Raw genomic sequence first — 24,808 nt, 5'->3', positions numbered from 1 at the left:
GGCTAGCGTTTCGCTCATAGCAATATAGCGCTAGCCGCAATCCTTAAAGATAACAAGCGGAGCACGCGATTAAGGGTGCTCTCTACACAGCATGCCAGCAATACAGGAATCATGATGACGAACATCGATAACGAACGTGATGAACGTGATGCCAGCACATCCCAATCGTCGTCTATCACCTCCCCCTCAAGAGGAGAGAGTGGAGAGACGTCTTTAAAGGCGATGACGCCCCCACTCTGGTCACATCCTGATCTAGTTGCTGGCGTGCTGATCATTGTCGCGTCAGCACTATTGCTCACGCGCACGTCCTCCATGCCTTTCATGACCGCTCTTTTGCCCGTCACGATGCTGGGGGCATTGATCGTACTTGCAGCGCTGATGGTGCTGCGTGCTCTGGTGGGGGGCAAGGGCAATCGTAAATTGGCGCCTCGCTTCCCGGTATTCAGCGATGCAAAAGCCTTCTGGTGCATCATCCTGGCTATTTCGCTGTACATGGCAGGTGTCGCGACTATCGGTTTTTACACTTCGACTGCCATTATGCTGCCCGTGGTCGCCTGGCTATTTGGCTACCGGGATCTTAAGCGATTATTACTGGCCGATATCATCTTTACCGGTGGCTTGGCAGTAGTTTTCGTCGTTCTAATGGGGCAGGAGTTGCCTGCCGAATTTTTCGTGCGCTAAGGGGAGTCTTATGTACGCAAGTTTGATCGATGCACTTCCCGAAGTGCTGTCATGGATGAATCTGGCGGCGGTAGTCGTCGGTGTCATCGCGGGTATTTGTGTGGGCGCGTTGCCTGGGCTCAGTGCCACGATGGCCATCTCGGTATTGATCCCATTCACCTTTGGCATGGACCCGTTGGTAGCGCTTGGCATGATGGCGGGTATTTACAATGGCGCCATGTACGGTGGCTCCATTCCTGCGATTTTGCTGCGAATACCCGGGACGCCAGCGGCAGTCGCGACCAGTTTTGATGGCTACCCAATGGCTCAGCAAGGAAAAGGAGGATATGCCCTGCAAGTGGCGGTCGTCTCTTCGGCCATAGGCGGGGTAGCCTCTGCTCTGGTGCTGATGCTACTGGCTCCTCCTCTAGCCAAGGTGACCTTACTGTTTGGACCTGCCGAGATTTTCTGGGTTGCCGTTTTTGGTATGTCGGCCATCGTATTCCTTCTGGGTGGCGACATCTTGAAAGGGCTGATCAGTGCCTGCTTCGGTATTTTCGTTTCGCTCGTCGGAGCAGATACGATTACGGGCTACGATCGCTATACTTTTGGCCATCTAGAACTACTCGATGGCATCAACATCGTTGTTCTATTGGTAGGGCTCTATGCACTGCCACCTGCTATTGCGCTTTTGGAGGAGAAGAAAGAGCTCGATACCTCCAATGCAGGAAAGCTCAATACCGTCAGTATTTGGAAAGCCATTCCGGGTATGTTGCAATATTGGAAAACGTGGTTGCGCTCATCGGTGATCGGTGTCTTTATCGGTATTCTGCCCGGAGCAGGTGGCTCGATGGCGGCTTTTTTGAGCTATAACGAAGCCAAGCGCGCCTCTCGCCATCCAGAGCGTTGGGGGGAAGGGGAGCCCGAGGGAGTCGCGGCAGCGGAAACCTCTAATAATGCAGACACTGCGTCTGCGCTCATTCCCGCATTGACTCTGGGTATCCCAGGAACGGCAGTAGCCGCCGTCATGTTAGGAGGGCTACTCATTCACGGTTTGCAGCCAGGTCCCATGCTGTTTCGTGATAATCCCGATATCGTGTTTGGCTTTATGTGGCAGTTTTTATTTGCCGCCATCTTATTGATCGCACTTGGCGGGTCGTTTGCCACCAATAGCTTTGCGCAGGTGCTGCGATTGCCGCGCCCTTTGCTTGGCGCCATCATCATCGCGTTGGTATTCGTTGGCGTGTATTCGATCAACGGAAGGATGTTCGATGTCTACCTGATGCTCGGCTTTGGTTTCATCGGCTATTTCATGGATAAGCTGAAATTTCCGCTTCCCCCCGTCGTTCTTGGCCTCATTTTGGGTGGTTTTGCCGAGCAGAACTTACGCTTGGCGCTGCGGATCGGGGGAGGCGACGTCATGGCTTTGGCAGCCAGCAATACGGCCAAAGTCATCATCGTATTAACCCTCTTCATTATCCTAACGCCGATCATTTCGCGCCTGCTACGAATGCGTAAGGCGCGTAACGCGTAACGCTAATCAAATGTCAGACACCAACGCCTCGTTCATACCGGGTGTTGGTTTCTTGGTGTAATGAAAACTGCAGCGTACAAAATAGCACTAGAGCATTACCAGCAAACCAAGAACATCGTGATTAGCTACGATATCAATCCGATGGGATTTTTCTAAAGCGCAGTGGGGCTGCCAGCTGTCAGAACGGAACAACCCGGCCAATGGCCGGGTTGTTGTTTAAAACGACTAGGTCAATCACGTTCAACGCTTACTGAGTCGTGACCGCATCGTCGCTTTCGGCGTGATCGCCGCTTTGCTGACCGCGTTCGCCACGGTGCTGGCCGCGCTGGTTGCCGTGTTCACTACGGCGCTCGTCGCGCACTTCGCGCATGGCATCTTTTACTGCCTGCTGCTCCTGCTCGGTCAGAATCTCGCCGACGCGGGCTTCATGCTCATCGTGAAGCGCTTTCATCGCGTCGAAAAACTCGGCGTTGGCCTCTTCGAGCGCTGCCTGCTTCTCTGCGTCGAGTTCAGCGCGCTGGTAGACTTCCTGGCGTTGCTCCTGCATGCGCTCGCGCACCTGCTCACGGTTCTGGCCGTCGTGCGGGTTTGCCTGGGCGCTCACGGCCACTGGTACCAGAGCGGCTGCCAATAGCGCTGGGGCGAACATCTTACGAAAAGATAGCGTCATGGTTTCTCTCCTTGATTCGATTGTCGAATGCGACATCTGCAGTATCGAGCGGTGCGGTGTAAAGTCGTTGCAGAAAGTGTGCAACAATCGTGATCTTCTTTTGGGCGCGCTGCGTCCAAGGAATTTACCTTTAAATACAAGGAGGTATGGGTGCGCGTCTTTCAAACGATTCGCCGCTCGCTGGGCACGGGCGGTCTGGCGTTGTTACTGGGTGGCTGCGGCGCGACGCATCTGGCAACCAACGGCGAGCCCGCTGCGGCGCAGATGCCGCTGACGCCGTCAGTCGATTCAACGCCAATCGAGGCCGAGCGCTACGCCCCGGCGGGGTGGCCCGAGCCACTCACCGCGCGCGTGCGCCTGCCAGATACCTCAAGCGATGGTCTGCGTCCGGCCGCACTGATCGTCCACGGCGGTGGCTGGCGCGGGCGAAGCCCTGACGATATGGAGAACATCGCGCGCAAGCTCGCCGGGCAAGGCTATGTGACGGTCAATATCGAATACCGCTTCGCACCACGCTACCGCTTTCCCGCCCAGCTTTATGATCTGCAGCAGGCGATGCGCTGGATGCATGACAACGCCGAACGCTTTCGTATCGACACCGACCGCATCGTCGGGGTGGGCTACTCTTCCGGGGCGCATCTAATCGCCCTTCTCGCGTTAGCGAGTCAAGAGGGCCCGCTCGCCGAGCCCTATGGCGGCGAACACACCCGTCTCGCCGCCGCGGCGGTGGGTGGTCTCCCAAGCGATCTATTGAAGTTCGACGATGGCCCTCTGGTCATCAACCTGCTCGGCGGCACCCGCGACGAGGTACCAAATGCCTATGTGCAGGCCTCGCCGATTCGCCATATCACGCCCAACGCGCCGCCCTTTTTCATCTTCCACGGCAACCGCGATCAGTTGGTACCAGTGGACCACGCTCGTGATTTCTACCAGGCGCTCGCCGATCAAGGCACCCCCGCCAAGCTCTACCTGCAACATGGGCGAGGGCATATCACGAGCTTTTTACTGCGCGGTGGGACGATGAAGGCGGCAATGGCGTTTCTCAATCGCGAGGTCGGTATGAATGAGTAAGCGTTAGCCCTCCGGCTGATACTTGTAGCCCACGCCGTACACCGAGCGGATGATCTCCTGCTCCGGCAAGGCTTCGGTGATCTTCTTGCGTAGCTTCTTGATGTGGCTGTCGACGGTGCGCTCGGAGACGATGCGGTTGTCGCGGTACATGTGATCCATCAACTGCTCGCGGCTGAAGATACGCCCAGGGGCCTGCATCATTACCTTGAGAAGCTGGAATTCGACCGCCGTGAGGCCTAGGTCCTGTCCTTGAGCGACGGCTTGCCAGCCAGCTTCGTTGAGGGTGAGCGGGGCAGGCGGTGTAGGGGGGCTGTCGTTTACGGCGGCTTGGCTTCGGCGCATGACGGCCTTGACCCGGGCGACGACTTCGCGAGGGCTGAAGGGCTTGCAGATGTAGTCATCGGCGCCCAGTTCCAGGCCGAGTAGGCGATCGACCTCTTCGACCTTGGCCGTGACCATGATGATGGCAATCGACGGCCAACGGGCGCGAATCTCGCGGCACAGCGTCAGGCCATCGGTGCCGGGCAGCATGATATCCAGCAGCGCTAGGGCGGGCGTATGGGTCTCGAGCCAGGGCAGTACCTGATTGCCATGACCGAGGGTGGTAACGTCGTAGCCGTGGCTCTGCAGGTAGTCCGCCATTAGCCGGGCGATCTTGGGCTCGTCCTCGACGATGAGTAAAGACGTAGACGACATGGTGGCACGGCTCCTCGGTGAGTGCGGATCAGCTCAAAAGTGGCAAGCGCAGCGTCCAGCGCAGCCCGCCAAGGGGCGCGCGCGAGGCTTCCATCTGGCCGCCGTGGGCGCTGACCAGGGCGCTGGCGATCGATAGCCCCAAGCCGCTGCCGCCGCTGGCGCGGCTGCGCGAGCCTTCGACGCGATAGAGACGCTCGGTCAGGCGGGCAAGCTCGGCATCGGGCACTCCTGGCGCGCTATCTTCCCAGACGATGACGGCGGCGTCACGCTCAATGCCGAGCGCAACGCTCAACGTGCCAGGAGCGCTGGTGTAAGCAATGGTGTTATCCAGCAGGTTGTTCCACAACTGGCGCAGGCGTTGGGCATCGCCGCGAATCATCACCCCTGGTGCCAGCGCGGTGTGTAGCTCAATCCCGCTCTCAGTGAGCCAGCGGCGCCCATCCTCCAGGCGCCCGGCGAGGCTTTCGCTGAGATCGAGCGGAGCGAGGTGAATGTCCAGCACGCCTGCATCGCTTTGCGAGAGCAGGCGCAGATCGGCCACCAAGCGTTCGAGTTGCTCGACCTCTTGGGCCAGCGAGCCGAGGTTCTCCTGGTTGAGGGGACGAATGCCGTCCTGCATGGCCTCGATTTCACCGCGTAGCACTGCCAGCGGCGTGCGCAGCTCGTGAGCGGTATCGGACACCCAGCGCGCCCGCGCCGCGCGGTTGGCGTCAAGCGTTGCCGCCAGCACGTTGAAGTCGCGGGCAAGGCTTGCCAACTCGTCGCGGCCACGTTCGGAGAGGCGGGTTGTATAGTGGCCCTCGGTCAAGCGCTGAGTGGCGCTCGCCAGCGCCCGCGTGCGCCGCCCCAGCCACCATGACAAGCCCCCCGCAAGCAACAGCGAGGCGATCACCAGCGACACGACGATGATCATTAGGTTGCGCTGCTGCTGTTCGAGAAAGCCGTTTTCCATCCGCTCCATGATTCGCTGCGGCGGGCGAAAGCCCAGCTCGCCGATGACCTCGCCGCTGGCGCTGGCGCTGGTCATAGGGAGCCAGTCCCAGTCGCCCGTCTGGGCGTGACGCCCGCGCGGCGGCACGATGAGGCGTCCATCCATGTCGCGCAGAGTAAAGTCTTCGGCTTCACCCCAGGGCGAGGAGCGGTCGTGACGCTCTTGCCCCAACTCGTAGCGCACGATGAAGGGCCACCGCTCCGGCGCGCGTTCGAGCCACGACCAGCTCTGTTGGGCTTCCCAGCGGGGCACCAGGCGCTCGGCCAGCAGCTCGGCGCGGCGTTCCTGCGCTTGATGCAAGTAGTCGAGAAAGCCCCGGTCGATACTGAACGAGACAGCAAGAAACACCGCCGCCGAGATCGCCACGTTGACGCTCAAGATGATGGCGAAGAGCTTGAACCCCAGGCGTGAAAGCCGCCATTGACGCTGCATCGACCACCTCATGGTTTACTGCTCTCAGGAGAGGCGGGCTGGGGGCTATTCAACCGCTCGCGTAGCTCTTCGAGCCCCAAGTAGAGGCAGGGCACGAGCACCAGGAGGATAGCGGTGGCAAAGAGCATGCCGAAACCCAGCGAAATCGCCATGGGAATCATGAAGCGTGCCTGGCGCGAGGTTTCCAGAATCATCGGCGCCAGCCCCAGGAAGGTCGTCAGCGTCGTCATCATGATGGGGCGAAGGCGTCGGGTGGCGGCCGCGACGATGGCCTCCCGTGCGCCCATGCCCTCGCGGCGCCGACGATTGGCGTAGTCGATAAGCACCAGGGCGTCGTTGATGACCACTCCCGAGAGCGCCAGCATGCCCAGCAGGCTGATGATCGAGAGGCCAAACCCCATGACCATATGGCCGACCACGGCGCCGACCACGCCGAAGGGAATGGCCGCCAGCACCAAAAGCGGCTGCCAGTAGCTGCGAAAGGGAATCGCCAGAAGCACGTAGAGGGCTGCCAGCATCACCCACATGGCGGTGCGCAGGGTGGCTAGGTTATCGGCGGTGTCCTGCTGGCGTCCGCCCATGCTGATCTCGAGCCCCGGCCAGGCGGCTTGGATCGACGGAAAGACCTGCTCTTGCAGCGTCGACAGCGTCTGGTTGATGGCCTGATCGCTTTCGGAGTCGGCGGTGACGGTGATTACCCGGCGGCCGTCGATACGCTGCAAGCTGCTCGAGGCCTGGCTCAGGGTAATGTCGGCCACCCGTGCGAGCGGCACGCTCAAGCCATCCGGCGTGCGTACCGGCAGGCGATAGAGCTCGTTGAGGCTCGAACGGTTCTCGGGCGGCAGGCGCACTTCGACGCTGATTTCGCTGCGCCCGACGAACTGCTCGACCGCTGTCGCGCCCTGTAAGGGGCCACGTAGCGCCTGGGCCAGATCGCTACCGGTGAGCCCCAGGGCGCGGCCCTCGGCCGACAGGCGCATTTCTAGCTGAGGCTTGCCGTCGCCCAGGCCGCTATCGATGTCGGTCAGGCCATACTCGGCAAGGTCGGTCGCCAGGCGCTCGGCCGCGGCTTCCAGCACCTGGGTATTGGGGTGCGAAAGGCGCAGGCTCAGCGCTGCGCCGCTGCCCGGGCCGCCGAAGTCGGATTCGAAACGCACCGACTGGGCGCCGACCAAGTCCCCCGTGAGATCGCGCCACTCACGGGCAATGCGCGAGGGCGGCCAGGCATCGAGGCTGTCGCTATCGATGTCCAGGCGCACCTCCAGGCTTTCGCCGTCCAGGCGGCTGCGCGAGCCGCTGAAGTTCAGCGTGGGTTCGCGCTCGCTCAGCGCATCGGCGGCGTCCAACAGCTGCTGGCTGAGTTCGCGGCTAACGCTGATGTTGGTGCCGATGGGCAGCGTGACGCTGGCCTGCACCTGGTCGGATTCGACCCGCGGCATCAACGAGAACCCCAGCCGCCCGCTCATGGCCCAGGCGAGTGCAATGAGCAGTAGCGCAACGCCCAACGATATGGTCAGAAAGCGCTGATCCAGCGTGCGCTGTAAAAACGGCTCGAAGCGCTGGTAGGTGAAAGCGTGCAGGCTTTTTTGACAGCGCTGGCGCACGGCTTCCAACGGGCGCTGCCACGCGGGCGTTTGGCGCGGCTTACGGCTGTGCGCCAGATGCGCGGGCAAGATGAATAGCGCTTCGAGCCAGGAGATCAAGAACACCGTCACCACCACGATGGGCACGGGGGCGAAAATCATCCCCAGAAAACCGGGTAGGTAGATGAGCGGCAAAAAGGCGACGACGTTGGAGAGGATCGCAAAGGTCAGCGGTGTGGCGATCTCGCGTGCCCCGCGCACCGCCGCATCGCGCAGCGAATACCCCTGTTCGCGGTAGCTATAGATGTTTTCGCCCACCATGATGGCGTCGTCGACGACGATCCCTAAGGCAATGATGAAGGCGAACATCGACATCATGTTGAGCGATACGCCGATCCAGGGCAGAAACAGCATGGCGCCGAGAAAAGCGGTGGGAATGCCCAGCGTGACCCAGAACGCCAGCCGCGCCTCCAGAAACAGCGCCATCAGCACCATGACCAGCGCCAGGCCCATCCAGGCGTTTTGTAGCAGCAGGCTCAGGCGCGCCTCGTAGACCACTGAGCTATCGCGCGACACATCGAGGCTCACGCCGTCGGGGAGGCCGTCGCGCAGGTTGTCGAGATCGCCATAGACCGCTTCGGAAATGCTCGTGGGCGTTTGGTTGCCGACCTGGTACACCTCGACGGTGAGACCACGCTGGCCGTTGTAGAACACTTCACGGTCGGTTTCGGCAAAGCCCTCGACCACCCGCGCGATATCGCCCAGGCGTACCGGCGTGCCTTGGGCACTGTTGATGATGGGCAGGTCGGCGAATTCGGCCACGCTGTTGCGGCGGCCTTGATAGCGAATCAGCCACTCGCCTTCTTGCGTGGTCAACTGACCGCTCGAGAGATCGAGCGCCTCCTCGGCGATGCGCGAGGATAGGGTGCGGTGATCGATGCCGAAGCGCTCGATGGCCTCTTCGTCGAGCAACACCTGAATTTCGCGGTCGCGGTTGCCCGAAAGCTCGGCGCGGGAAATACCCGGAACCGCTTGAAGCTCGGCACGTACGTCTTCGGCGGCGTCGTGAAGTACGTCGAGCCCGACGTTACCGTAGACCTGCAAGCTGAAGACGCTGCGGGTACCGCCTGCCAGGGTAAAACGGGGCGGGTCGGCGGCGCTTGGCAAAATGGTGATGGCGTTGACCGCCTGCTGGATGTCCTGATAGGCGCGCATGACGTCGACGCCATCGACCAAGGTGGCGTAAATCTGGGCGCTGCCTTCGCTGGCGCTAGCGGTTAGCTCGTCGATGCCCTCGACGTTGGCCAGCGCCCCCTCGACGGGCAGCAGCATGCTCTGTTCGACGTCTTCCGGCGTGGCGCCGGGGTAGGCAATCGAGATCTGTACGATCTCGGTTTCGAACTCAGGAAACACCTCTTTCTTGATCGCCATTGACGCCATGAAACCGCCAACGATCAACAGCACCATCATCAGATTCGGCGCAACTCCATGGTCGATCATCCACGCCAGCGGACCGCGTTTGCTCATAGCTGCTCTCCCGTTGGCGGTGTCGGCTGCGTGGGCGGTTGCTGAGTAGGCGTCTCGACGGGCAGTTGAGCGGGCGTCTGACCGCGCTGGCGCACGCGTACCTGCTGGCCTTCACGCGGCTGGGCAAGCCCCGACACCACTACGCGCTGCCCGGCATCGAGCCCTGCAGAAATTAAGGCGTCGTCTTCGCCGCGATAGGCGATGGTGACGCTGCTGCGCTGCAGGCGATCTTCGTCGTCGAGCCACCAGACGATGTCGCCGGGACGCAGCGCCGCCGAGGGCAGAGAGATGAAGTCGTTTTGCGCCTCCGGCATGAACGCCACACGCACCACGTCGCCAAGGCGAAGAGCTGGGCCTTCGGCGCTCAGGGCCAGCGGGTCTTCTACCTCGATCAATAGCTGAGCCTGGAGGCCGTTCTCCTCCAGGTTGGGCAACAGCGACAGCAAACGGCCCTGGCGCTGCTCGCCCTCGAGCCAGCCACGGCTGGTCACGATGACGTCATCGCCGGGCGTCAGCCAACTGAGCCAATCGCCCGGTAGAGAAGCGCGAATCCAGAAACGGTCGATGCCGACCAGCTGTAGCACCTCAGTGCCCTGGCTCAATAGGCTGCCCGCGCCGACCAGGCGCGCCTGCACCATGGCGGGCCAGGGAGCGGTGAGCGTGGCGCGCTCAAGGTTGAGGGCGGCCTGGTCGCGGGCCACCCGCGCCTGAGTAACGCCTGCCTGTGCCTGGCGCAGCTGCGGCTCGCGCAGTACCAAGGCGCGGCGCTCGGCCGGTAGCTCCTGACCAAAGCGCTGGTACTCGCTGCGCGCGCGCTGCTGCTCGGCCTGCTCCAGCGCTAGCGCCGCTTCGGCGTTAGCCAACTGCGCCTGGGCATCTTCGAGGGCGAGCTGGAGGTCGGCCTGGTCGATGTAGGCCAAAGGCTCATCGGCCTCGATGACGTGCCCCGGCACCGCATCTGCGGCAAAACGCTCCAGCTGCCCGCCGACGCGGCTGGCGAGATTCGCTTGCTGGGCGGCCTCGACGCGGCCGAAACCGTAGAGGCTCGGCGCCAGCGAACCCTGGGTCGTGGTGATGACATCGACCACCGGCGGCGGCGTAGGCAGCACCGGGCGCCGCTCGATACGCGGCGGCTGAGTGAGAATCCACCACGCCAGCGCCAGCCCGCCGAACAGCACCGCGAGGCCAAGCAGCAAGCCGAGACGAATCCGGCCAGCCTGCATGGCGCCTGCAACGGTGGCTTCAGCAGGTGAAGCGCCATCTTTAGAAGGCGACGCTTGAGAGCAAGGCGCTTGAGGGCAGGGCTCCTGCGAGGTAGATAAGGAAGAGCGAGGCAGTGTCATACGTGGGGCATATCCGTTTGATGGCGCGTCGATTCCGCAGAGATCGGTATGATGCTAGCATCTCACTACGGACGCGCAGCGATTGGGAACGCATTGTGCAATGAATGTGCAACCTCGCCCGCTCGCGGATCACGCAGTGAGCGAACGCGAGCAGGGCGGTGAACGGGCAAATGGGTTTACACAAGGTGAGTACGACAAAAAACAGCGCAACGCGCGACAAGCTGATCGACACCGGGGCTCGCCTGTTCGGCCAGCAGGGCTATAACGCGACCGGCATCAATGCGGTGCTAAACGGCTGCGGTGTGCCCAAGGGCTCTTTCTATCACTACTTCGCCAGCAAAGAGCTCTTTGGCTTGGCGGTGATCGAATGCTTTGCCGCCCACTACGAAAAGAACATGATTGCCCAGCTCGACGACACCACGCGCCCACCGTTGGAGCGCCTTGAGTGCTACTTTGCCGCCGGGCGCGCCGATATGCAGAAGTGCGATCATACCCAGGGCTGTTTGATTGGCAACCTTGGCCAGGAGCTTTCCGGCCAGAGTGACAGCTTCCGCGATGCCCTGGACGATGTCTTCAAACGCTGGGAAGGACACTTCGTCACCTGTTTGGCTGCCGCTCGCGACAGCGGCGATATCGCAGACGATCTCGATCTCGACGATCTGGCAAGCTTCATTCTCGCGGGCTGGCAGGGCGCCATGCTGCGCGCCAAGACGCTGAAATCGGTCAGGCCCATGGAGCAGTTCGAACGGCTTTTGTTTCAGCGCGTACTGGCGTCGCCTTAAGGGGGTAAAAGCTGGATAATGGCGGCCATGCGCCTTTGGCCGCCACATTCATCTATACCCGGACGCCGTTCATGGAAATCAAGGTCAACTACCTCGACAACCTTCGCCTCGAGGCGAAGTTCGACGACTTCACGGTCATCTCCGATCAGCCGATTCGCTACAAAGGCGACGGCTCTGCTCCCGGCCCCTTCGACTACTTCCTGGCGTCCTCCGCCATGTGCGCGGCCTACTTCGTCAAGGTGTACTGCAACGCGCGGGACATCCCCACTGAGAACATCCGGCTCTCCCAGAACAACATCGTCGACCCGGAAGATCGCTATAAGCAGATCTTCAAGATTCAGGTCGAGCTGCCCGAGGACATCTCAGAGAAGGATCGCCAGGGCATCCTGCGCTCCATCGACCGCTGCACGGTGAAGAAGGTCGTGCAGACGGGCCCGGAGTTTCAGATCGAGGTGGTCGAAAACATCGATGAGGATGCCCAGGCGCTGCTGATGGGCGCGCCTACGGGTAGCCAAACGTTTATCGAAGGCAAGGATGCGCCGCTGGAGCAGACCATCGCCAACATGAGCGCGATACTGGCCGGGCTCGGCATGAAGATCGAGATCGCCTCCTGGCGCAACATCGTGCCCCACGTGTGGTCGCTGCACATTCGCGACGCCGCCTCACCCATGTGCTTCACCAACGGTAAGGGCGCGACCAAAGAGAGCGCGCTCTGCTCGGCGCTGGGCGAGTTCATCGAGCGTCTTTCCTGCAACTTCTTCTATAACGATCAGTTCTTCGGCGAAGCGATCGGCGCCGCCGAGTTCGTCCACTACCCCAACGAAAAGTGGTTTCAGCCGGGGCCCAATGACGAGCTGCCCGAAGAGATCCTCGACGAGCACTGCCTCTCCCTCTACAACCCGGAGGGCGAACTCAAGGGCTCGCACCTTTTCGACACCAACTCAGGACGCCCCGATCGCGGTATCGTCTCGCTGCCGTTCGTGCGTCAACGTGATGGTGAGACGGTCTACTTCCCGTCGAATCTGATCGAGAACCTCTTTTTGAGCAATGGCATGAGCGCGGGCAATACGCTGGTAGAAGCCCAGGTGCAGTGCCTTTCCGAGATATTCGAGCGCGCGGTGAAGCGCGAGATTCTCGAGCAGGAGCTCACGCTTCCGGACGTGCCTCTGGAGGTGCTGGCGCAGTATCCCAACATCCAGGAAGGCATTGCCGCGCTCGAAGCCCAGGGCTTTCCGGTGCTGGTCAAGGACGCGTCTCTCGGCGGGCAGTTCCCGGTGATGTGCGTGACCCTAATGAACCCGCGCACCGGTGGTGTTTTTGCCTCCTTCGGCGCCCACCCGAGCTTTGAGGTGGCGCTTGAGCGCAGCCTGACTGAACTGCTACAGGGGCGTAGCTTTGAGGGCTTGAACGATCTGCCGCTGCCGACCTTCAACTCGCAAACCGTCTCCGAGCCCAATAACTTCGTCGAGCACTTCATCGACTCCGTGGGCGTGGTGTCTTGGCGCTTCTTTAGCGCCACACCTGACTTCGACTTCGTCGAGTGGGATTTCTCCGGCAGCAACGAGGAGGAGGTCGAGACCCTGATGGGCATCTTCGAGGAGCTCGACGCCGAGGTCTACATGGCGGTTCACGAGGATCTCGGTGCGCCGGTGTGCCGCATTCTGGTGCCGGGCTACTCCGAGGTCTACCCGATCGAGGATCTGGTGTGGGACAACACCAACAAGGCCCTCGACTACCGCGAGGAGATCCTCAATCTGCACCGGCTTGACGACGAGCAGCTGCTCGATTTGGTCGAACGCCTGGACGACAGTCAGATGGACGACCATACCGATATCATCACCTTGATCGGTATCGAGTTCGACGAGAACACTGTTTGGGGGCAGTTGACCATTCTCGAACTCAAGCTGTTGATCGATTTGGCGCTCGGTCGGCTCGAAGAGGCGCTGGAGCGCGTCGAGATATTCCTGCAGTACAACGACAACACCGTCGAGCGCGGACTCTTCTATCGTGCGGTCAACGCGGTGTTGGAGATCGCCCTGGACGACGATCTCGAACTCGACGACTATTTGACCAACTTCACCCGTATGTTCGGGGAGACGACCATGGCCGCGGTGGTGGGCTCCGTCGAGGGCACGGTACGTTTTCACGGCCTCACGCCGACGAGCCTTGGGCTCGAAGGGCTGGAGCGTCATCAGCGCCTGATCGAAAGCTATACGAAACTCCACGCCGCCCGTGCTGCCAAGGCGGGACTCGCTTGACCCATTCGGACGCAAACGACATGACACCAACGCTATTTCGCACCTCACTGATCGCCACTGCGCTGGCCTTCGCTCCCTACGCGCTGGCGCAAAGCTCCGAAGAGAGTCAGCGCGACGTGCGCAAGCTCTACAGCGGCCGCATGATGCCCGACGAGCAGGTCGAGCTCTCGCGCCATATCGACCGGCTCTTTCCGACCCGCACGGTCGAGGCGGCGGCCGAGCCGCATCAGTTTGGCCAGCGCGACGCCTCGCTCGAGGATTTTTCGCTGACTCACGACGGCGTCACCTACGACATTTATGACTTCATGGCGCTCAATCGCGTCAGCGGACTCATCGCGGTGCACGCAAACGACGTGGTGTTCGAGCAGTACGCGCTGGGTAACACCCCAGAGACGCCTTGGATGTCGATGTCGATCGCCAAGTCGATCTCATCGACGCTAATAGGTGCGGCGCTCAACGATGGCTATATCGATAGCCTCGATGACCCGGTCACCCGCTACGTGCCTGCGCTGACGGGCAGCGTCTACGATGACGTCACCGTCGAGCAGATTCTGCGTATGGCCTCCGGCGTGGCCTGGGACGAGACCTACGAAGACCCTAACTCCCAGCGTCGCCAGATGCTCGAGATCCAGCTCGACCAGCGCCCCGGTGCGCTGCTCGACTTCATGGGCGGGCTTGAGCGCGCCGCCGAGCCGGGCACGGTATGGAACTACAGCACCGGCGAAACCCAGCTTTTGTCGGCCATCGTCAACGGTGCGGTGGGCAAGAGCGCTTCTGAGTACCTCTCGGAGAAGATCTGGTCGGGCTATGGCATGGCGCACGATGCCCAGTGGTGGCTCGACAGCGAAGAGGGCCAGGAGATTGGCGGCAGCGGTCTGCTCGTGACGCTCAGGGACTACGCGCGTTTTGGTCAATTCGCGCTCGATGAGTACCATGCGCCCAACGTGCTGCCCGAAGGCTGGATGCAGGAGGCGGGCCGCCCCCACGAGATTGGCGGTGAGGAGGTCGAGTACGGCTACTCCTGGTGGCCCGAGGGCGATGGCGCTTTCTCGGCGGTAGGCATCTTCGGTCAGTGGGTGTTCATCGACCCCGTCAACGATATGGTCATTGCCATGACCGGCGCCCAGCCCAAAGCCGAAGCCTTCGAAATCGTCCCGGTCACCCAGTTCTTCCACGCCCTGAGCGATCATCTGGCCGCTCAGGCGCAGTGAGATCACGACAAGCTAAATAGAGAACGAGGAGGCCGCCGATGTTGATTAAGGAGCAGTGCTTGGAGGGGCGCCATGTGGCGCTCGAACACCTGCATGCAGGCCATATCGAGCCGCTCGAACGCGCCGTCGAAGAGGGGCAGGCGTGGAAGCTCTGGTACGCAAACGTGCCTAAGCCTGCCGACATGGCCGCCTACGTAGAGCGTGCCATGGAGGCGGCCAAGACGGGTGATGTGGCCTACGCCGTACGCCATAAGGCCAGCGGCGACATCGTCGGCACCACGCGGTTCTATCAGGTAGATGCTCCCAACCGCCGGGCGCTTCTCGGCTACACCTGGTACGCTCAAAGCGTACGCCGCACGGCAGTGAACACCGAGTGTAAGTTGCTGATGCTCTCGAACCTGTTCGAAGCCTCCCACGCCGTCGCCTGCGAGTTACGTACTCACTTCTTCAATCATGCCTCACGAGCTGCCATCGAACGTCTGGGCGCCAAGCAGGACGGCATTTTACGCTCTCACATGATCCTACCCGACGGCTCGCTGCGCGACACCGTGGTCTACTCGATCATCGCCTCCGAATGGCCTGCGGTGCGTATGAACTTGCAGAGCAAGCTGGCGTAGTTTGGAGACCTATGGCAGTAGCGTGCCAATAGTGTGGCGGCGCAGTTCTCGTTGAGAGCTGGTCACATCACGCTCGCGCCCAGCACGTTTTTAAAGTGCGAGAGCGCCCAGGCGTGGCTGTTTGGGTCGCAGCTTGCCACGGCGTTCTGGTGAACGACGATCCGAAAGCCCTTGTTGTAGGCATCCACGGCAGTGTGCAGTACGCAGATATCGGTGCATTCACCCGCCAGATGCACTCAGCTAATGGCTAGGAAAAAGCGAAGCCGCGCATTCACGAAAAGCGCGGAGAATGGAAGATTCATCCGAGCGTCGCCACGCAAGAGCGACTTGTACCGGAGGTGGGGCATTCTCTATTTCCAGACAGCTGACTTCCGGCATGTTCAAGTTACGTGCAACGCTTGGAACAATCGAAATACCCATGTTGGCACTGATTAACCCCATGACCGTATGAATTTGTGTTGCCTGTTGCGCCACGCGAGGAACGAATCCGGCTCTCTCGCACATGGCAATAATACGGGAGTAAAACAGCGGGCTCATATGTTGTGAAAAGAGAATGAATCTTTCCTCCTTCAACTTTTCAAGTGCGACAATGCCATGTTCTGCCAAAGGGTGGCTGGCCGGGACGGCTAGAATGAACGTTTCATCGCAAAGGGTATGCGTTTGCAAACGAATATCAGAAATGGGCGGGCGTAAAATACCCACGTCCAGTTTCTCGGCTTGTAATCCTGCGATTTGATCGGCAATGGTCATTTCCGACAGATCCAATTCCACCTCGGGGTAGCGATCTCTAAAAAGGCGCAACACCTTGGGCGTGATACCGTAAGTCGAAGAGTGAATGAAGCCTACCGATAAAAGCCCCGCCTCTCCTGCGTTGACACGTTTCACTTCGCTTGCCGCGTAATGTATATCAGCAATAATTTGGCAGGCGCGCGTATAAAAGTGCCGCCCGGCCGAGGTAAGTATCACTTTCCGCTGGGTGCGTTCCAACAGTACCACTCCGAGTTTTTCTTCCAACTGTTTGATCTGACGGGTCAATGCGGGCTGAGCGATATGCAATCGCAGAGCGGCGCGGCCAAAGTGCAGCTCTTCGGCAACGCAGATGAAGGATTTGAGTAGCCGGGTTTCGATCATGAGTATTGATGCCTATAGAGCATTAATAACAAGCAAATAAGATATTGGATGAATCAAAGTAACGCCAGCTAGCCTTGAAAAACGATAACAAGACAGGATAAAACAGTGGCTCTAGGATTCAGAGTACTCAAGGGACACCAGCGCAGCGATCAGTCGTTGGTCGAGGCTTTCTCAAAGATACCGACCGCGATCATCAGCGATAATCTCAATCGCATGGTTGCTGCTGGACCGCGAATCAAGCCTTTGCACACAGGGGGTGGTTTGGCCGGTACTGCCGTCACGGTCAAGACACGCCCAGGCGACAATCTAATGATCCACAAGGCTGCCGATATCGCGGAGCCAGGAGATGTTTTGGTCGTTGATGGTGGTGAGGATTTGACCAACGCCCTCATCGGGGAATTGATCGTGACTCATGCCCGCTCCCGCGGTGTCGTGGGGTTTGTCATCAATGGTGCCGCACGTGATATCGACGTTATCGGTACCGATGTATTTCCGGTTTATGCCGGAGGCATCAGCCATCGCGGCCCTTATAAAGATGGCCCCGGTGAAGTTAACGTACCGATAGCATTGGATGGCATGATCATCGAGCCCGGTGACATCGTTATCGGCGATCTCGATGGCGTCGTCTCTATCCCCCGGCTGCAGGCCGATACGGTTCTAAAGGCTTGTCTGCAACAGGTAGAGAAGGAAACCGGTATTCTTCAAGCCATTCATGGGGAGGGGTGGGATCGGCGCTGGGTAGACGAAATACTCAAGGCAAAAGGATGTGAAGGTGTTTAAATCTCTTCACTTATAAGAATAGTTGTAAATGCACGCGCGAATATTCAATAACAATTATTTCGGAGCGAACAGTGAATATAAAAACCGGATTGATACTGGTCTTTGGACTTGCCACTACGTTGGGTACGGCGTCTGTGCAGGCAGATTGGGAGCCGCAAAAACCTATTCAAATCATGGTCGGCTTTGCCCCCGGCGGTGGAACGGACCAAACGGCGCGCTTGATCGCTTCAGCCGCTCAAGAGTTATTTCCCGTACCGCTGAACGTGGTCAATCGGCCAGGGGCGTCGGGAACGCTGGCCGCTGAGCTGGTCGCCAATGCCGAGCCGGATGGTTATACCCTGCTGGTCGCGGGAGGAAGCGAGAGCACCTCGGTCCCCAATCACATGGAAACTGGTTATAGACTCGATGATTTTCGCGGCGTGGTGCGAGTCAATCGCGAGCATATGGTGATCGTCAGTAACGCCGGGGGAGAGCTCGATAGTATCGATGCCGTTGTGGATTACGCAAAAGATCATCCAGGAGAACTGGTTTACGCCTCTTCCGGTCCTGCAGGAATTTTACACTCGGCCTTTTTGGTGTTTGAACAGCAGGCCGGCATCAACATGAAGCACGTGCCTTACCAGGGCGGTTCTCCCTCACTTTCGGCGCTATTGGGCAACCATGTGGATTTAGCCATTATCACGCCGGGGGATGCGGCTTCTCAGGTCGAGGCCGGAAATGTAAATGCCTTGGCCACCACATCTGATACTGCCGAGCAGTTGCCTGATGTGCCTTCGCTCACCGAGCTGGGCTATAACGTTAATCTGGAAAACATGAAAGGCCTCGTCGTACCCGCTGACACGCCTGATGAAGTGGTTGCGTACCTTGAAGCCCGCTTCACTCAAGCGATGGAGTCGGACGCGTTCAAAACCCTGGCCGAGCGCGGCAATATCACACCGGGCTATTTATCAGGCGAGGCGTTTCATCAGTCGATGACCGATATGTCGTCCTCTATTCGTAATGCGCTGAACAGCAACGAAAGAGCAGGTAGTAACGAGCAGGTGAATTAAATGGACAAGGCGCGTCTTCTCGGTGCTTGCTTCTTCGTGGCGTCTATTCTGTTTTTACTAGTGCTGGTACCTCAAATCGATGCCAACCGTGCAAGCGGTGTAAGTGGCCTCTCTTTTTATTCGGTCGGGCCCTCGGCACTGCCCTATTTTTCTGGCGCTTTGGTGCTGTTGTTCAGCTTCGCCGTGATGGTCAGTCCAGAGACGGTTAAACAAACGTCTCTGGACGAAGAAGACAGCGAGATAACGGATGTGGCGGAGCAAAGCGCGAGTACCTGGCGGGGGGGGCTCTTTGCCGTACTCATGTTCATTTACTCGATGAGCATGTTTACCCTGGGGTTTCAGCTGGCTTCAATCGCCTTTTTAGCCGTGGTCTTTGCTATCTACCGGCCAGGTTCCTGGAAGATAGCGCTGGCCGTGACATTGCTCGTGCCGTTCAGTGTAGACCTATTGCTACGCGAAGCTTTTCGCATTCCCTTGCCCTCCGGAATACTGTTTTAGGGTGGTTCCGGTAAAGCACTTGTGAGGTCATCATGGATCCCATGCTGCAGGCTTTTTATGGCCTTGTAGAGCCCATCACGTTTTTAACTCTACTGCTCTCCGTCATCATCGGCCTTATCATCGGTGCGATACCCGGTCTATCGGTCAATATTGCTGTCGCTTTGGCCGTGCCTTTGACCATTTTCATGCCGACCAGCCAAGCGCTAGTGACATTGATCGGTTTGTACGGTGCGGGTGTTTTCGGTGGTTCCATCTCGGCCATTCTCCTCAATGCTCCCGGCACGCCTGCCTCGGCAGCCACTATTTTCGATGGTTTCCCATTGGCCAACCAGGGACTTGCTACCAAGGCACTGCGCATCGCGCTGGTGGCCTCGGTCTTCGGTGCGGTGTTTAGCATCATCGTGCTAATGCTGCTGGCGCCTCAATTGGCCAATTTTGCCCTTCGCTTTGGCCCTATTGAGATCGCATCGTTGCTTTTTTTCACTTTTCTTATCATCGGTGTTTTGTCCGGTGGGTCGATGTTGAAGGGCCTGCTCTCTGCCTCCATCGGTATGGTGCTAGCCATGGTAGGGTCCGATCCAATGCTCGGTACACCGCGTTTCACGTTTGGCTCTATCTCGTTGATGGATGGGTTGACCTATGTGCCGCTGTTGGTCGGGCTTTTTGCGCTTGCCGAAATTATCGATGAAGGTACGCGTGGTTTTTCACGTTTGAAGCAAAAGATCGATTTACGCCGAGAAGATACCAAGGCGAATCATGTTTCATTGGTTGATTTACGGCATATAAGTTTTCCTATGCTAAGGGCATCGTCGATCGGTTCCAGTATTGGCATATTGCCGGGCATTGGTGCGACGATCGCCTCCTTCATTGCTTATGCAGACGTGAAACGCTCCAGCCGTGATACCAGCAAGTTCGGTAAGGGGGATATACGCGGCGTCGCCGCCTCGGAAAGTGCTAACAATGCGGTCGTAGGCGCGACGTTTGTTCCTACGTTAGCGTTGGGGATCCCCGGTGACGCGGTCACCGCAATTTTACTGGGGGCCTTGATTCTTCAAGGTGTAACGCCCGGGCCACTGATTTTCGTCAACTCCCCCGACATCGTTTACACCATTTATTTTGCGCTACTTGCCTCGACACTACTGATGGCCGTCTTTGGCTATTTCGCGGTACGCCCGCTTTCTAAAACGCTGCACATACCCAAAGTCTACCTCATGCCCTGCGTCGCGCTCATCTGTGTGGCAGGTAGCTATGTCGCGCGTAACAACATCATCGATGTATATGTCATGTTGGGTGCCGGCGTGCTGGGTTTCGTATTTAACCGTACGGCCGTGCCTGTTGCCCCCTTGCTGATCACTTTCATCATCACTCCCCCTTTCGAGCAAGCGCTACGCCAAGCGCTGACACGTTCGGAAGGCTCCTTCATACCTTTCTTGACCAATCCCGTCTCATTGACGCTCTTGGTAGCCGCTGTGTTGCTGTTGGCACTGTCCTTTCGTCGCGAACGGCGCGAGCGTCATTCAACCCCTTCTAAAAACAAGCGAGGAATCGATAAATGAACAAGGCAGTCGGCTTTATCGGCCTGGGCGTCATGGGTGCAGGTATGGCACGGAATATCATCGAAGCGGGTATTCCCTTAACGATAACCACCTCGTCTGACGCAAAAGCGGATCAATTTCGTCAACTCGGTGCCAGTGTCGTCGCAACGCCTCGTGAGGTAGCGGCTCGCGCGAAACTGATCGTCACCTGTGTCCCGGACGCCGCTTCTTTACGTGCGATTATCGCAGGACCCGAAGGTATTGCCACCACGCGATGGCAGGACGGGCTGCTGCTCGACTGTAGCACCATAGCACCTTTCGAAGCCGAGGAAATGGCCGAACGGCTCGAGGCGGTGGGCGGTCAACTGATGGATGCGCCCGTCAGCGGCGGACGAAAAGGGGCTGAAAGCGGCACACTGACCATCATGTGCGGCGGGGAAGCGAGTTTGATCGAGCGAGCACGCCATATTCTCGAGGCGATGGGTAAGAATATCCACCATGTCGGCCCACTCGGTGCAGGTCAGGCCGTAAAAGCCTGCAATCAGCTAATGGTGGCCATCAATTTGATGGGGGTATGCGAAGCCATTGCCTTGGCTCGCTCGGCTGGGGTGGATCCCAAATTGATGCAGCAAGTGCTATCGACCGGCGCCGCTCGCAGTGGCGTTCTGGAAGCGCACGGACAGCGCTACATCGATCATCAGCTCGAGGGCGGTTTTCGTTCGGATTTAATGAAAAAGGATCTTGGTATTGCCGCTGCCGTAGGCGCTCATTATCAGCGCACCCAGCCGGCCACAGCACTGGCGCATCAGCTCATGCAGGTCTCATGCAATGCGGGGTTCGCTCATCTCGATAGCGCGGCTCTAGGACTGCTTTATGACAAGCTCAATGGTTCTGGTTCAAGGAGTGACAGCGAATGACCGATACTTTTTCAGTGACACGGTTACGGGCGTTCTCGACGCGTGTTTTCCAGGCCGTCGGCTTGAACCTGCAGGACGCAGAGACGGTGACGGACGTGCTCATTCACGCGGACCTTCGTGGTCATGCCTCACACGGTCTGACGCGTATCCCGATCTATGCCGAGCGGATCCACGCCGGGGTCGTCAACGCGCATCCCGATATTCAGGTACATCGGCCTTCACCGGCGTTTCTCATGGTCGATGCCGATAACGCTCCGGGCCCCGTGGCCAGCTTGGCGGCCGTTGAGGCAGCCATCGAGACGGCCAAAAAGCAGGGCGTGTGTGCCTGCGTAGTCGCCCATAGCAATCATAACGGCCCCGGTTCTTATTACGCCGAAAAAGCCATTGAGGCGAACTGTATTTTCATCGGCATGACCAATGCGCCGCCTTCCATGGCGGTATTCGGTGGGCGAGAAGCCGTGATTGGAACCAACCCTTTTACGTTTGGCTCGCCCGTCCAAAACGCACCCGCTTTAGTGCTCGATATGGCGACCTCCGTGGTGGCGCGAGGCAAGATCGTTGAAAGCGCCAAGCGTAAGGAGTCTATCCCCGACGGTTGGGCGCTGGATCGTGAAGGCAAACCCACAACGGATGCCCAAGCCGCTGAACAAGGTGTCGTACTGCCCTTTGGTGGCCCCAAGGGGTCTGCGATGGCGATTATGGGTGAGACGCTATGTGGCGTGCTGGCGGGTGGGCGTTTTGCCGGTTCGATGGGGAATCTCTACAGCGATTTTGAAAGGCCCCAAGATATCGGACATTTCTTTTTGATTATCGATACTTCGCGCACTCACTTGGACTCGGACTATGCCAAGCGCGTGTCTCAACTGCGCGATGAGCTGAAAACGAGTGCCCCGGCAGACGGGGTCTCGCAAATCAAAATGCCCGGTGAAGTCGAGTACGAGCGTTCGATACACGCAAGCGAGCGTGGCATCCTACTACCGCCCAATGTCGTCACTGACCTCGATGACATTGCTCAACGTTTGAATGTGCCGAATCTGAGTGATTTTATCGATGAGCCTATAAGATAATCGCTAAATAAAGTAGCCGATGGCTGAACGTCAAGCAGAGCGGCATGAGGCTACGTTAAATGATCGCGCCTGATCACTGGTTGGCCGACGTCTCAAGGCTAGAGCGAGCGTCCCGGATCAGATCACGCGCGCCCCCAGTACGTTCTCGAAGTGCGAAAGCGCCCAGGCGTGGCCGTTTGGGTCGAAGCTTGCCACGGCGTTCTGGTGAACGACGATCCGAAAGCCCTTGTTGTAGGCATCCACGGCGGTGTGCAGGACGCAGATGTCGGTGCAGACGCCTGCTAGATGAATCTCGGTGATGCCACGCTCGCGTAGCCTGGTTTCGAGGTCGGTGCCGTGAAAGGCGCTGTAGCGACTTTTATCCAGGGTGTGGACATTGGGCGCGCTCTGAATGGCGTGGTGATAAGGTTCGAACTCGCCATAAAGCGCCCGCCCTGGGGTGTGCTCGATATTGTGGGGCGGGAAGAGTGCGGTTTCCGGGTGGTAGGGGTCGTTCGAGGTGTGTCGATCAATGGCAAACACGACGAAATCACCGGCATCAAAAAACGCCTTGGTCAGTGCCAGCAGCGCATCATGGATGTTCTGCCCCGGCTCGCCGCAGGTCAGACTGCCGCTGTCGGCGACGAAGTCGTTCGTGTAGTCGATATTGATCAGTGCTTTCATGCGTTACCCCGGGCTCGCGTCGTCGTGGTTGGCACAAAGTATCTAAAGCGAGAGAAAGAAAAGAATCAAGGGTGGCGATAACAACGAAAGAACGAACCCGCTCACCACGGCGATGGGCACGCAGGCAACGCCACCGTGTTGTTGGATCACCGGCAGGGTGAAGTCCATCGAGGTGGCGCCGCCATAGCCGATGGCCAGCGCCGCGTGGCGGTGGATCACCAGCGGAATCAAGACGAAGGCGAGAAGCTCGCGGGCGAGATCGTTGAAAAACGCCACCCCTCCAAGCAAGGGGCCGAGCTGATCGCCGATTAGAATTGCTGAGAGTGAATACCAGCCAAAGCCTGCGGCCATGGCGAGTCCTTCGTTCCAGGGCAGGCCCATGAAAGGAGCGGCAACCAGCCCGGCGAGCAGAGAGCTTGCCGCCAGCGTCAAAGCAATGACCAAACCCAAGCGATTGAGCAGAATTTGGCGTAACGCCATGCCGGAGTTACGCAGCTGACAGCCAATCAGTGCAAGCAGCGCGTAAAGAATCCATTCGGCGATCGTATCGGCGGCGTCGAACAGAACGGCTCCCGCCCAGGGCTTGGCGATGAGACCCATGCCCACCCCCAACGCGACCACCGCGACGAGCAAAAGCGAGCCACGCATGGCGGCGAGCTTGCTGGTGGGCGCGTTTTCCACCACCGGCGAATGGCCTGCGGTGAACGTGAGGCGACGCGAGAGAAGGCCAAGAGCGGCAAGGTTGAGCACCGCGGTGATGACGAAGAGTAGAAGCGCCTGCCCGCCCAAGCGCGAGAGCTGGGCGGTCAACTGATCGAGACCGGCAAGCCCCAGGCCCATGAAGAAGAGAATCAAGTAGACCGAAAGATTGACGGCGCGGTTGACCCAGGCAAGCAAAGTAGCGGAGCGAAGCGGTACGAGATAGCCCAGTACCAAGGGCAAGAGAACGATCAGTAAACCAGCCAGCATCTTTCAGGGAGCGCTTATTCTAAAGGGTGAGTGTGCGGAGCAGTTCTGGGGCGGTTTTAAAGAGGGTTGCTTTAAAGGCCGTTTTTCACGGCCAATATCAACGACTAGAGGCGCCATTGAACTGCGTCATGGTCAAGCGCGTATCGCGACGGCCATCCTTGACGTATTCGGCCGCCAGTATGAGGCCTGGCCAGTCGGGATGGAAGTCGATGGTCAAATGGCGGTCGGGCTTTTCGGGGTCGAGCAGTACCACCTGATGGGTGGGAAACTCACCGGCGGGCACACTGACGCGCGTAGCGTCAGTGAGGTAGTAGCGAAAATGATCGTCGCGGCCGCGATGGTCGAGGTAATGAAGGTCGCACGGCTCGCTTTCGCTGCACGCTTCGTGCCCGGCACGGCGAGAAAGATCGAAGAGGGCGGTCTGGCGGTCCGGCTCGGTTAGTTGGGATTCACTCAGCTGATAGCCGCTGCCCACGCCCAGCAGTGAGTAGTCACTGCTATAGAGCAGGGCGTGGGAGTCGCCGTCGCCGACCTGGAAGCGGCTGCGCTCTTCACCGCGGGCAATGGCGACCGAAAAGCGCATGTCGCTCATCCAGTGGGCGCCTTCGTTGGCCAAGCGGTGGGTAATGGTGGCGTTGGGCCAGCCGCGCACGTTGAGCCGGTACTGCGCCTCGAAGGGTTGCGGCGACGTCAGCGCCGCATCAGATACTGGCTCGGCGATAGCGAACGCACTATTCAGCGTGAGGGCACCCACGCCCAGAGCGAGCAGGGTGCGGCGTGCCAGGCGCGTGAAGGGCGTCAACAAGGGCTTCTCCTCAGGAGTT

The 24,808-nt window shown here is 59.3% G+C and carries 23 protein-coding genes; 13 read left to right on the top strand and 10 right to left on the bottom strand.

Annotated elements, in window-relative coordinates:
• Positions 1-114: 114 nt before the first annotated feature.
• Both LLY24_RS10690 and LLY24_RS10685 read left to right on the top strand, forming a co-directional pair.
• Positions 115-681, top strand: a complete 567-nt coding sequence (locus LLY24_RS10690) for a tripartite tricarboxylate transporter TctB family protein (RefSeq protein ID WP_259036277.1) — start codon at positions 115-117, stop codon at positions 679-681.
• A 22-nt stretch (positions 682-703) separates the two neighbouring features.
• Positions 704-2,194: a tripartite tricarboxylate transporter permease gene (locus LLY24_RS10685; protein WP_259036276.1), complete on the top strand. Its 1,491-nt coding sequence runs from the start codon at positions 704-706 to the stop codon at positions 2,192-2,194.
• Between the two features lie 247 nt (positions 2,195-2,441).
• Here LLY24_RS10685 and LLY24_RS10680 read toward each other — a convergent pair whose 3' ends face one another.
• Entirely contained in the window at positions 2,442-2,864 is a 423-nt protein-coding gene (locus tag LLY24_RS10680) for a hypothetical protein (RefSeq protein WP_259036275.1), read from the bottom strand.
• Between the two features lie 150 nt (positions 2,865-3,014).
• On the opposite strand from LLY24_RS10680, the gene LLY24_RS10675 reads away from it, so the two are divergent.
• On the top strand, positions 3,015-3,935 hold the full coding sequence (locus LLY24_RS10675) for an alpha/beta hydrolase fold domain-containing protein (protein ID WP_259036274.1): 921 nt from the start codon (positions 3,015-3,017) through the stop codon (positions 3,933-3,935).
• Between the two features lie 3 nt (positions 3,936-3,938).
• Here LLY24_RS10675 and LLY24_RS10670 read toward each other — a convergent pair whose 3' ends face one another.
• The 4 genes from LLY24_RS10670 to LLY24_RS10655 are packed head-to-tail and all read right to left on the bottom strand — an operon-like array spanning position 3,939 to position 10,387.
• A complete protein-coding gene (locus LLY24_RS10670) occupies positions 3,939-4,631 on the bottom strand; it encodes a response regulator (RefSeq protein WP_259036273.1) in 693 nt (230 codons plus the stop codon).
• 28 nt (positions 4,632-4,659) lie between these two features.
• Positions 4,660-6,054: an ATP-binding protein gene (locus LLY24_RS10665; RefSeq protein WP_259036272.1), complete on the bottom strand. Its 1,395-nt coding sequence runs from the start codon at positions 6,052-6,054 to the stop codon at positions 4,660-4,662.
• Positions 6,055-6,062: 8 nt separating this feature from the next.
• A complete protein-coding gene (locus LLY24_RS10660; protein WP_259036271.1) occupies positions 6,063-9,164 on the bottom strand; it encodes an efflux RND transporter permease subunit in 3,102 nt (1,033 codons plus the stop codon).
• Positions 9,161-10,387, bottom strand: coding sequence for an efflux RND transporter periplasmic adaptor subunit (locus tag LLY24_RS10655; protein WP_259036270.1), 1,227 nt, complete (start codon positions 10,385-10,387; stop codon positions 9,161-9,163). The genes LLY24_RS10660 and LLY24_RS10655 overlap by 4 nt, the downstream gene beginning before the upstream one ends.
• Before the next feature lie 305 nt (positions 10,388-10,692).
• Between LLY24_RS10655 and LLY24_RS10650 the strand changes: the two genes are divergently transcribed.
• The 4 genes from LLY24_RS10650 (at position 10,693) to LLY24_RS10635 (ending at position 15,375) form a co-directional block, all read left to right on the top strand.
• On the top strand, positions 10,693-11,289 hold the full coding sequence (locus tag LLY24_RS10650; protein WP_259036269.1) for a TetR/AcrR family transcriptional regulator: 597 nt from the start codon (positions 10,693-10,695) through the stop codon (positions 11,287-11,289).
• A 71-nt stretch (positions 11,290-11,360) separates the two neighbouring features.
• Positions 11,361-13,547 carry an OsmC domain/YcaO domain-containing protein gene (locus tag LLY24_RS10645; RefSeq protein ID WP_259036268.1) on the top strand — a complete coding sequence of 729 codons (2,187 nt, stop codon included), beginning with the start codon at positions 11,361-11,363 and terminating at the stop codon, positions 13,545-13,547.
• Positions 13,544-14,758, top strand: coding sequence for a serine hydrolase domain-containing protein (locus LLY24_RS10640; RefSeq protein WP_259036267.1), 1,215 nt, complete (start codon positions 13,544-13,546; stop codon positions 14,756-14,758). The genes LLY24_RS10645 and LLY24_RS10640 overlap by 4 nt, the downstream gene beginning before the upstream one ends.
• Before the next feature lie 38 nt (positions 14,759-14,796).
• On the top strand, positions 14,797-15,375 hold the full coding sequence (locus tag LLY24_RS10635; RefSeq protein WP_259036266.1) for a GNAT family N-acetyltransferase: 579 nt from the start codon (positions 14,797-14,799) through the stop codon (positions 15,373-15,375).
• Positions 15,376-15,437: 62 nt separating this feature from the next.
• Here the strand turns inward: LLY24_RS10635 and LLY24_RS18395 are convergent, their stop codons facing one another.
• Positions 15,438-15,611, bottom strand: coding sequence for a cysteine hydrolase family protein (locus LLY24_RS18395; RefSeq protein WP_427854554.1), 174 nt, complete (start codon positions 15,609-15,611; stop codon positions 15,438-15,440).
• Between the two features lie 4 nt (positions 15,612-15,615).
• Complete coding sequence (locus LLY24_RS10630) at positions 15,616-16,506, bottom strand: LysR family transcriptional regulator (protein WP_259036265.1); 891 nt, start codon at positions 16,504-16,506, stop codon at positions 15,616-15,618.
• Positions 16,507-16,611: 105 nt separating this feature from the next.
• Here LLY24_RS10630 and LLY24_RS10625 point away from each other — a divergent pair, with 105 nt between their 5' ends.
• The 6 genes from LLY24_RS10625 to LLY24_RS10600 all read left to right on the top strand — a co-directional run bounded on the left by LLY24_RS10625 (position 16,612) and on the right by LLY24_RS10600 (position 22,352).
• The gene (locus tag LLY24_RS10625; RefSeq protein WP_259036264.1) at positions 16,612-17,286 is read left to right on the top strand and encodes an RraA family protein; all 675 of its coding nucleotides are present in this window, start codon (positions 16,612-16,614) and stop codon (positions 17,284-17,286) included.
• Positions 17,287-17,357: 71 nt separating this feature from the next.
• A complete protein-coding gene (locus LLY24_RS10620; RefSeq protein WP_259036263.1) occupies positions 17,358-18,335 on the top strand; it encodes a Bug family tripartite tricarboxylate transporter substrate binding protein in 978 nt (325 codons plus the stop codon).
• Positions 18,336-18,833, top strand: coding sequence for a tripartite tricarboxylate transporter TctB family protein (locus LLY24_RS10615; protein ID WP_259036262.1), 498 nt, complete (start codon positions 18,336-18,338; stop codon positions 18,831-18,833). It abuts the gene before it with no gap.
• A 32-nt stretch (positions 18,834-18,865) separates the two neighbouring features.
• Entirely contained in the window at positions 18,866-20,389 is a 1,524-nt protein-coding gene (locus LLY24_RS10610; protein WP_259036261.1) for a tripartite tricarboxylate transporter permease, read from the top strand.
• Positions 20,386-21,285, top strand: a complete 900-nt coding sequence (locus tag LLY24_RS10605) for an NAD(P)-dependent oxidoreductase (RefSeq protein ID WP_259036260.1) — start codon at positions 20,386-20,388, stop codon at positions 21,283-21,285. The genes LLY24_RS10610 and LLY24_RS10605 overlap by 4 nt, the downstream gene beginning before the upstream one ends.
• Positions 21,282-22,352, top strand: coding sequence for an Ldh family oxidoreductase (locus LLY24_RS10600; protein WP_259036259.1), 1,071 nt, complete (start codon positions 21,282-21,284; stop codon positions 22,350-22,352). Before LLY24_RS10605 ends, LLY24_RS10600 begins: the two co-directional genes overlap by 4 nt.
• 117 nt (positions 22,353-22,469) lie before the next feature.
• Here the strand turns inward: LLY24_RS10600 and LLY24_RS10595 are convergent, their stop codons facing one another.
• The 3 genes from LLY24_RS10595 to LLY24_RS10585 all read right to left on the bottom strand — a co-directional run bounded on the left by LLY24_RS10595 (position 22,470) and on the right by LLY24_RS10585 (position 24,789).
• Entirely contained in the window at positions 22,470-23,015 is a 546-nt protein-coding gene (locus tag LLY24_RS10595; RefSeq protein ID WP_259036258.1) for a cysteine hydrolase family protein, read from the bottom strand.
• A 42-nt stretch (positions 23,016-23,057) separates the two neighbouring features.
• Positions 23,058-23,984 (bottom strand): LysO family transporter, encoded by a 927-nt coding sequence (locus LLY24_RS10590; protein ID WP_259036257.1) that lies wholly within the window; start codon positions 23,982-23,984, stop codon positions 23,058-23,060.
• 97 nt (positions 23,985-24,081) lie between these two features.
• Positions 24,082-24,789, bottom strand: coding sequence for a hypothetical protein (locus tag LLY24_RS10585; RefSeq protein ID WP_259036256.1), 708 nt, complete (start codon positions 24,787-24,789; stop codon positions 24,082-24,084).
• Between the last annotated feature and the right edge of the window lie 19 nt (positions 24,790-24,808).

The sequence above is a fragment of the Halomonas dongshanensis genome, assembly GCF_024790395.1.
Taxonomy (GTDB): domain Bacteria; phylum Pseudomonadota; class Gammaproteobacteria; order Pseudomonadales; family Halomonadaceae; genus Vreelandella; species Vreelandella dongshanensis.
The sequence above is the reverse complement of the archived record's forward strand: the minus strand, read 5'-3'. Positions and strand labels throughout refer to the sequence as shown.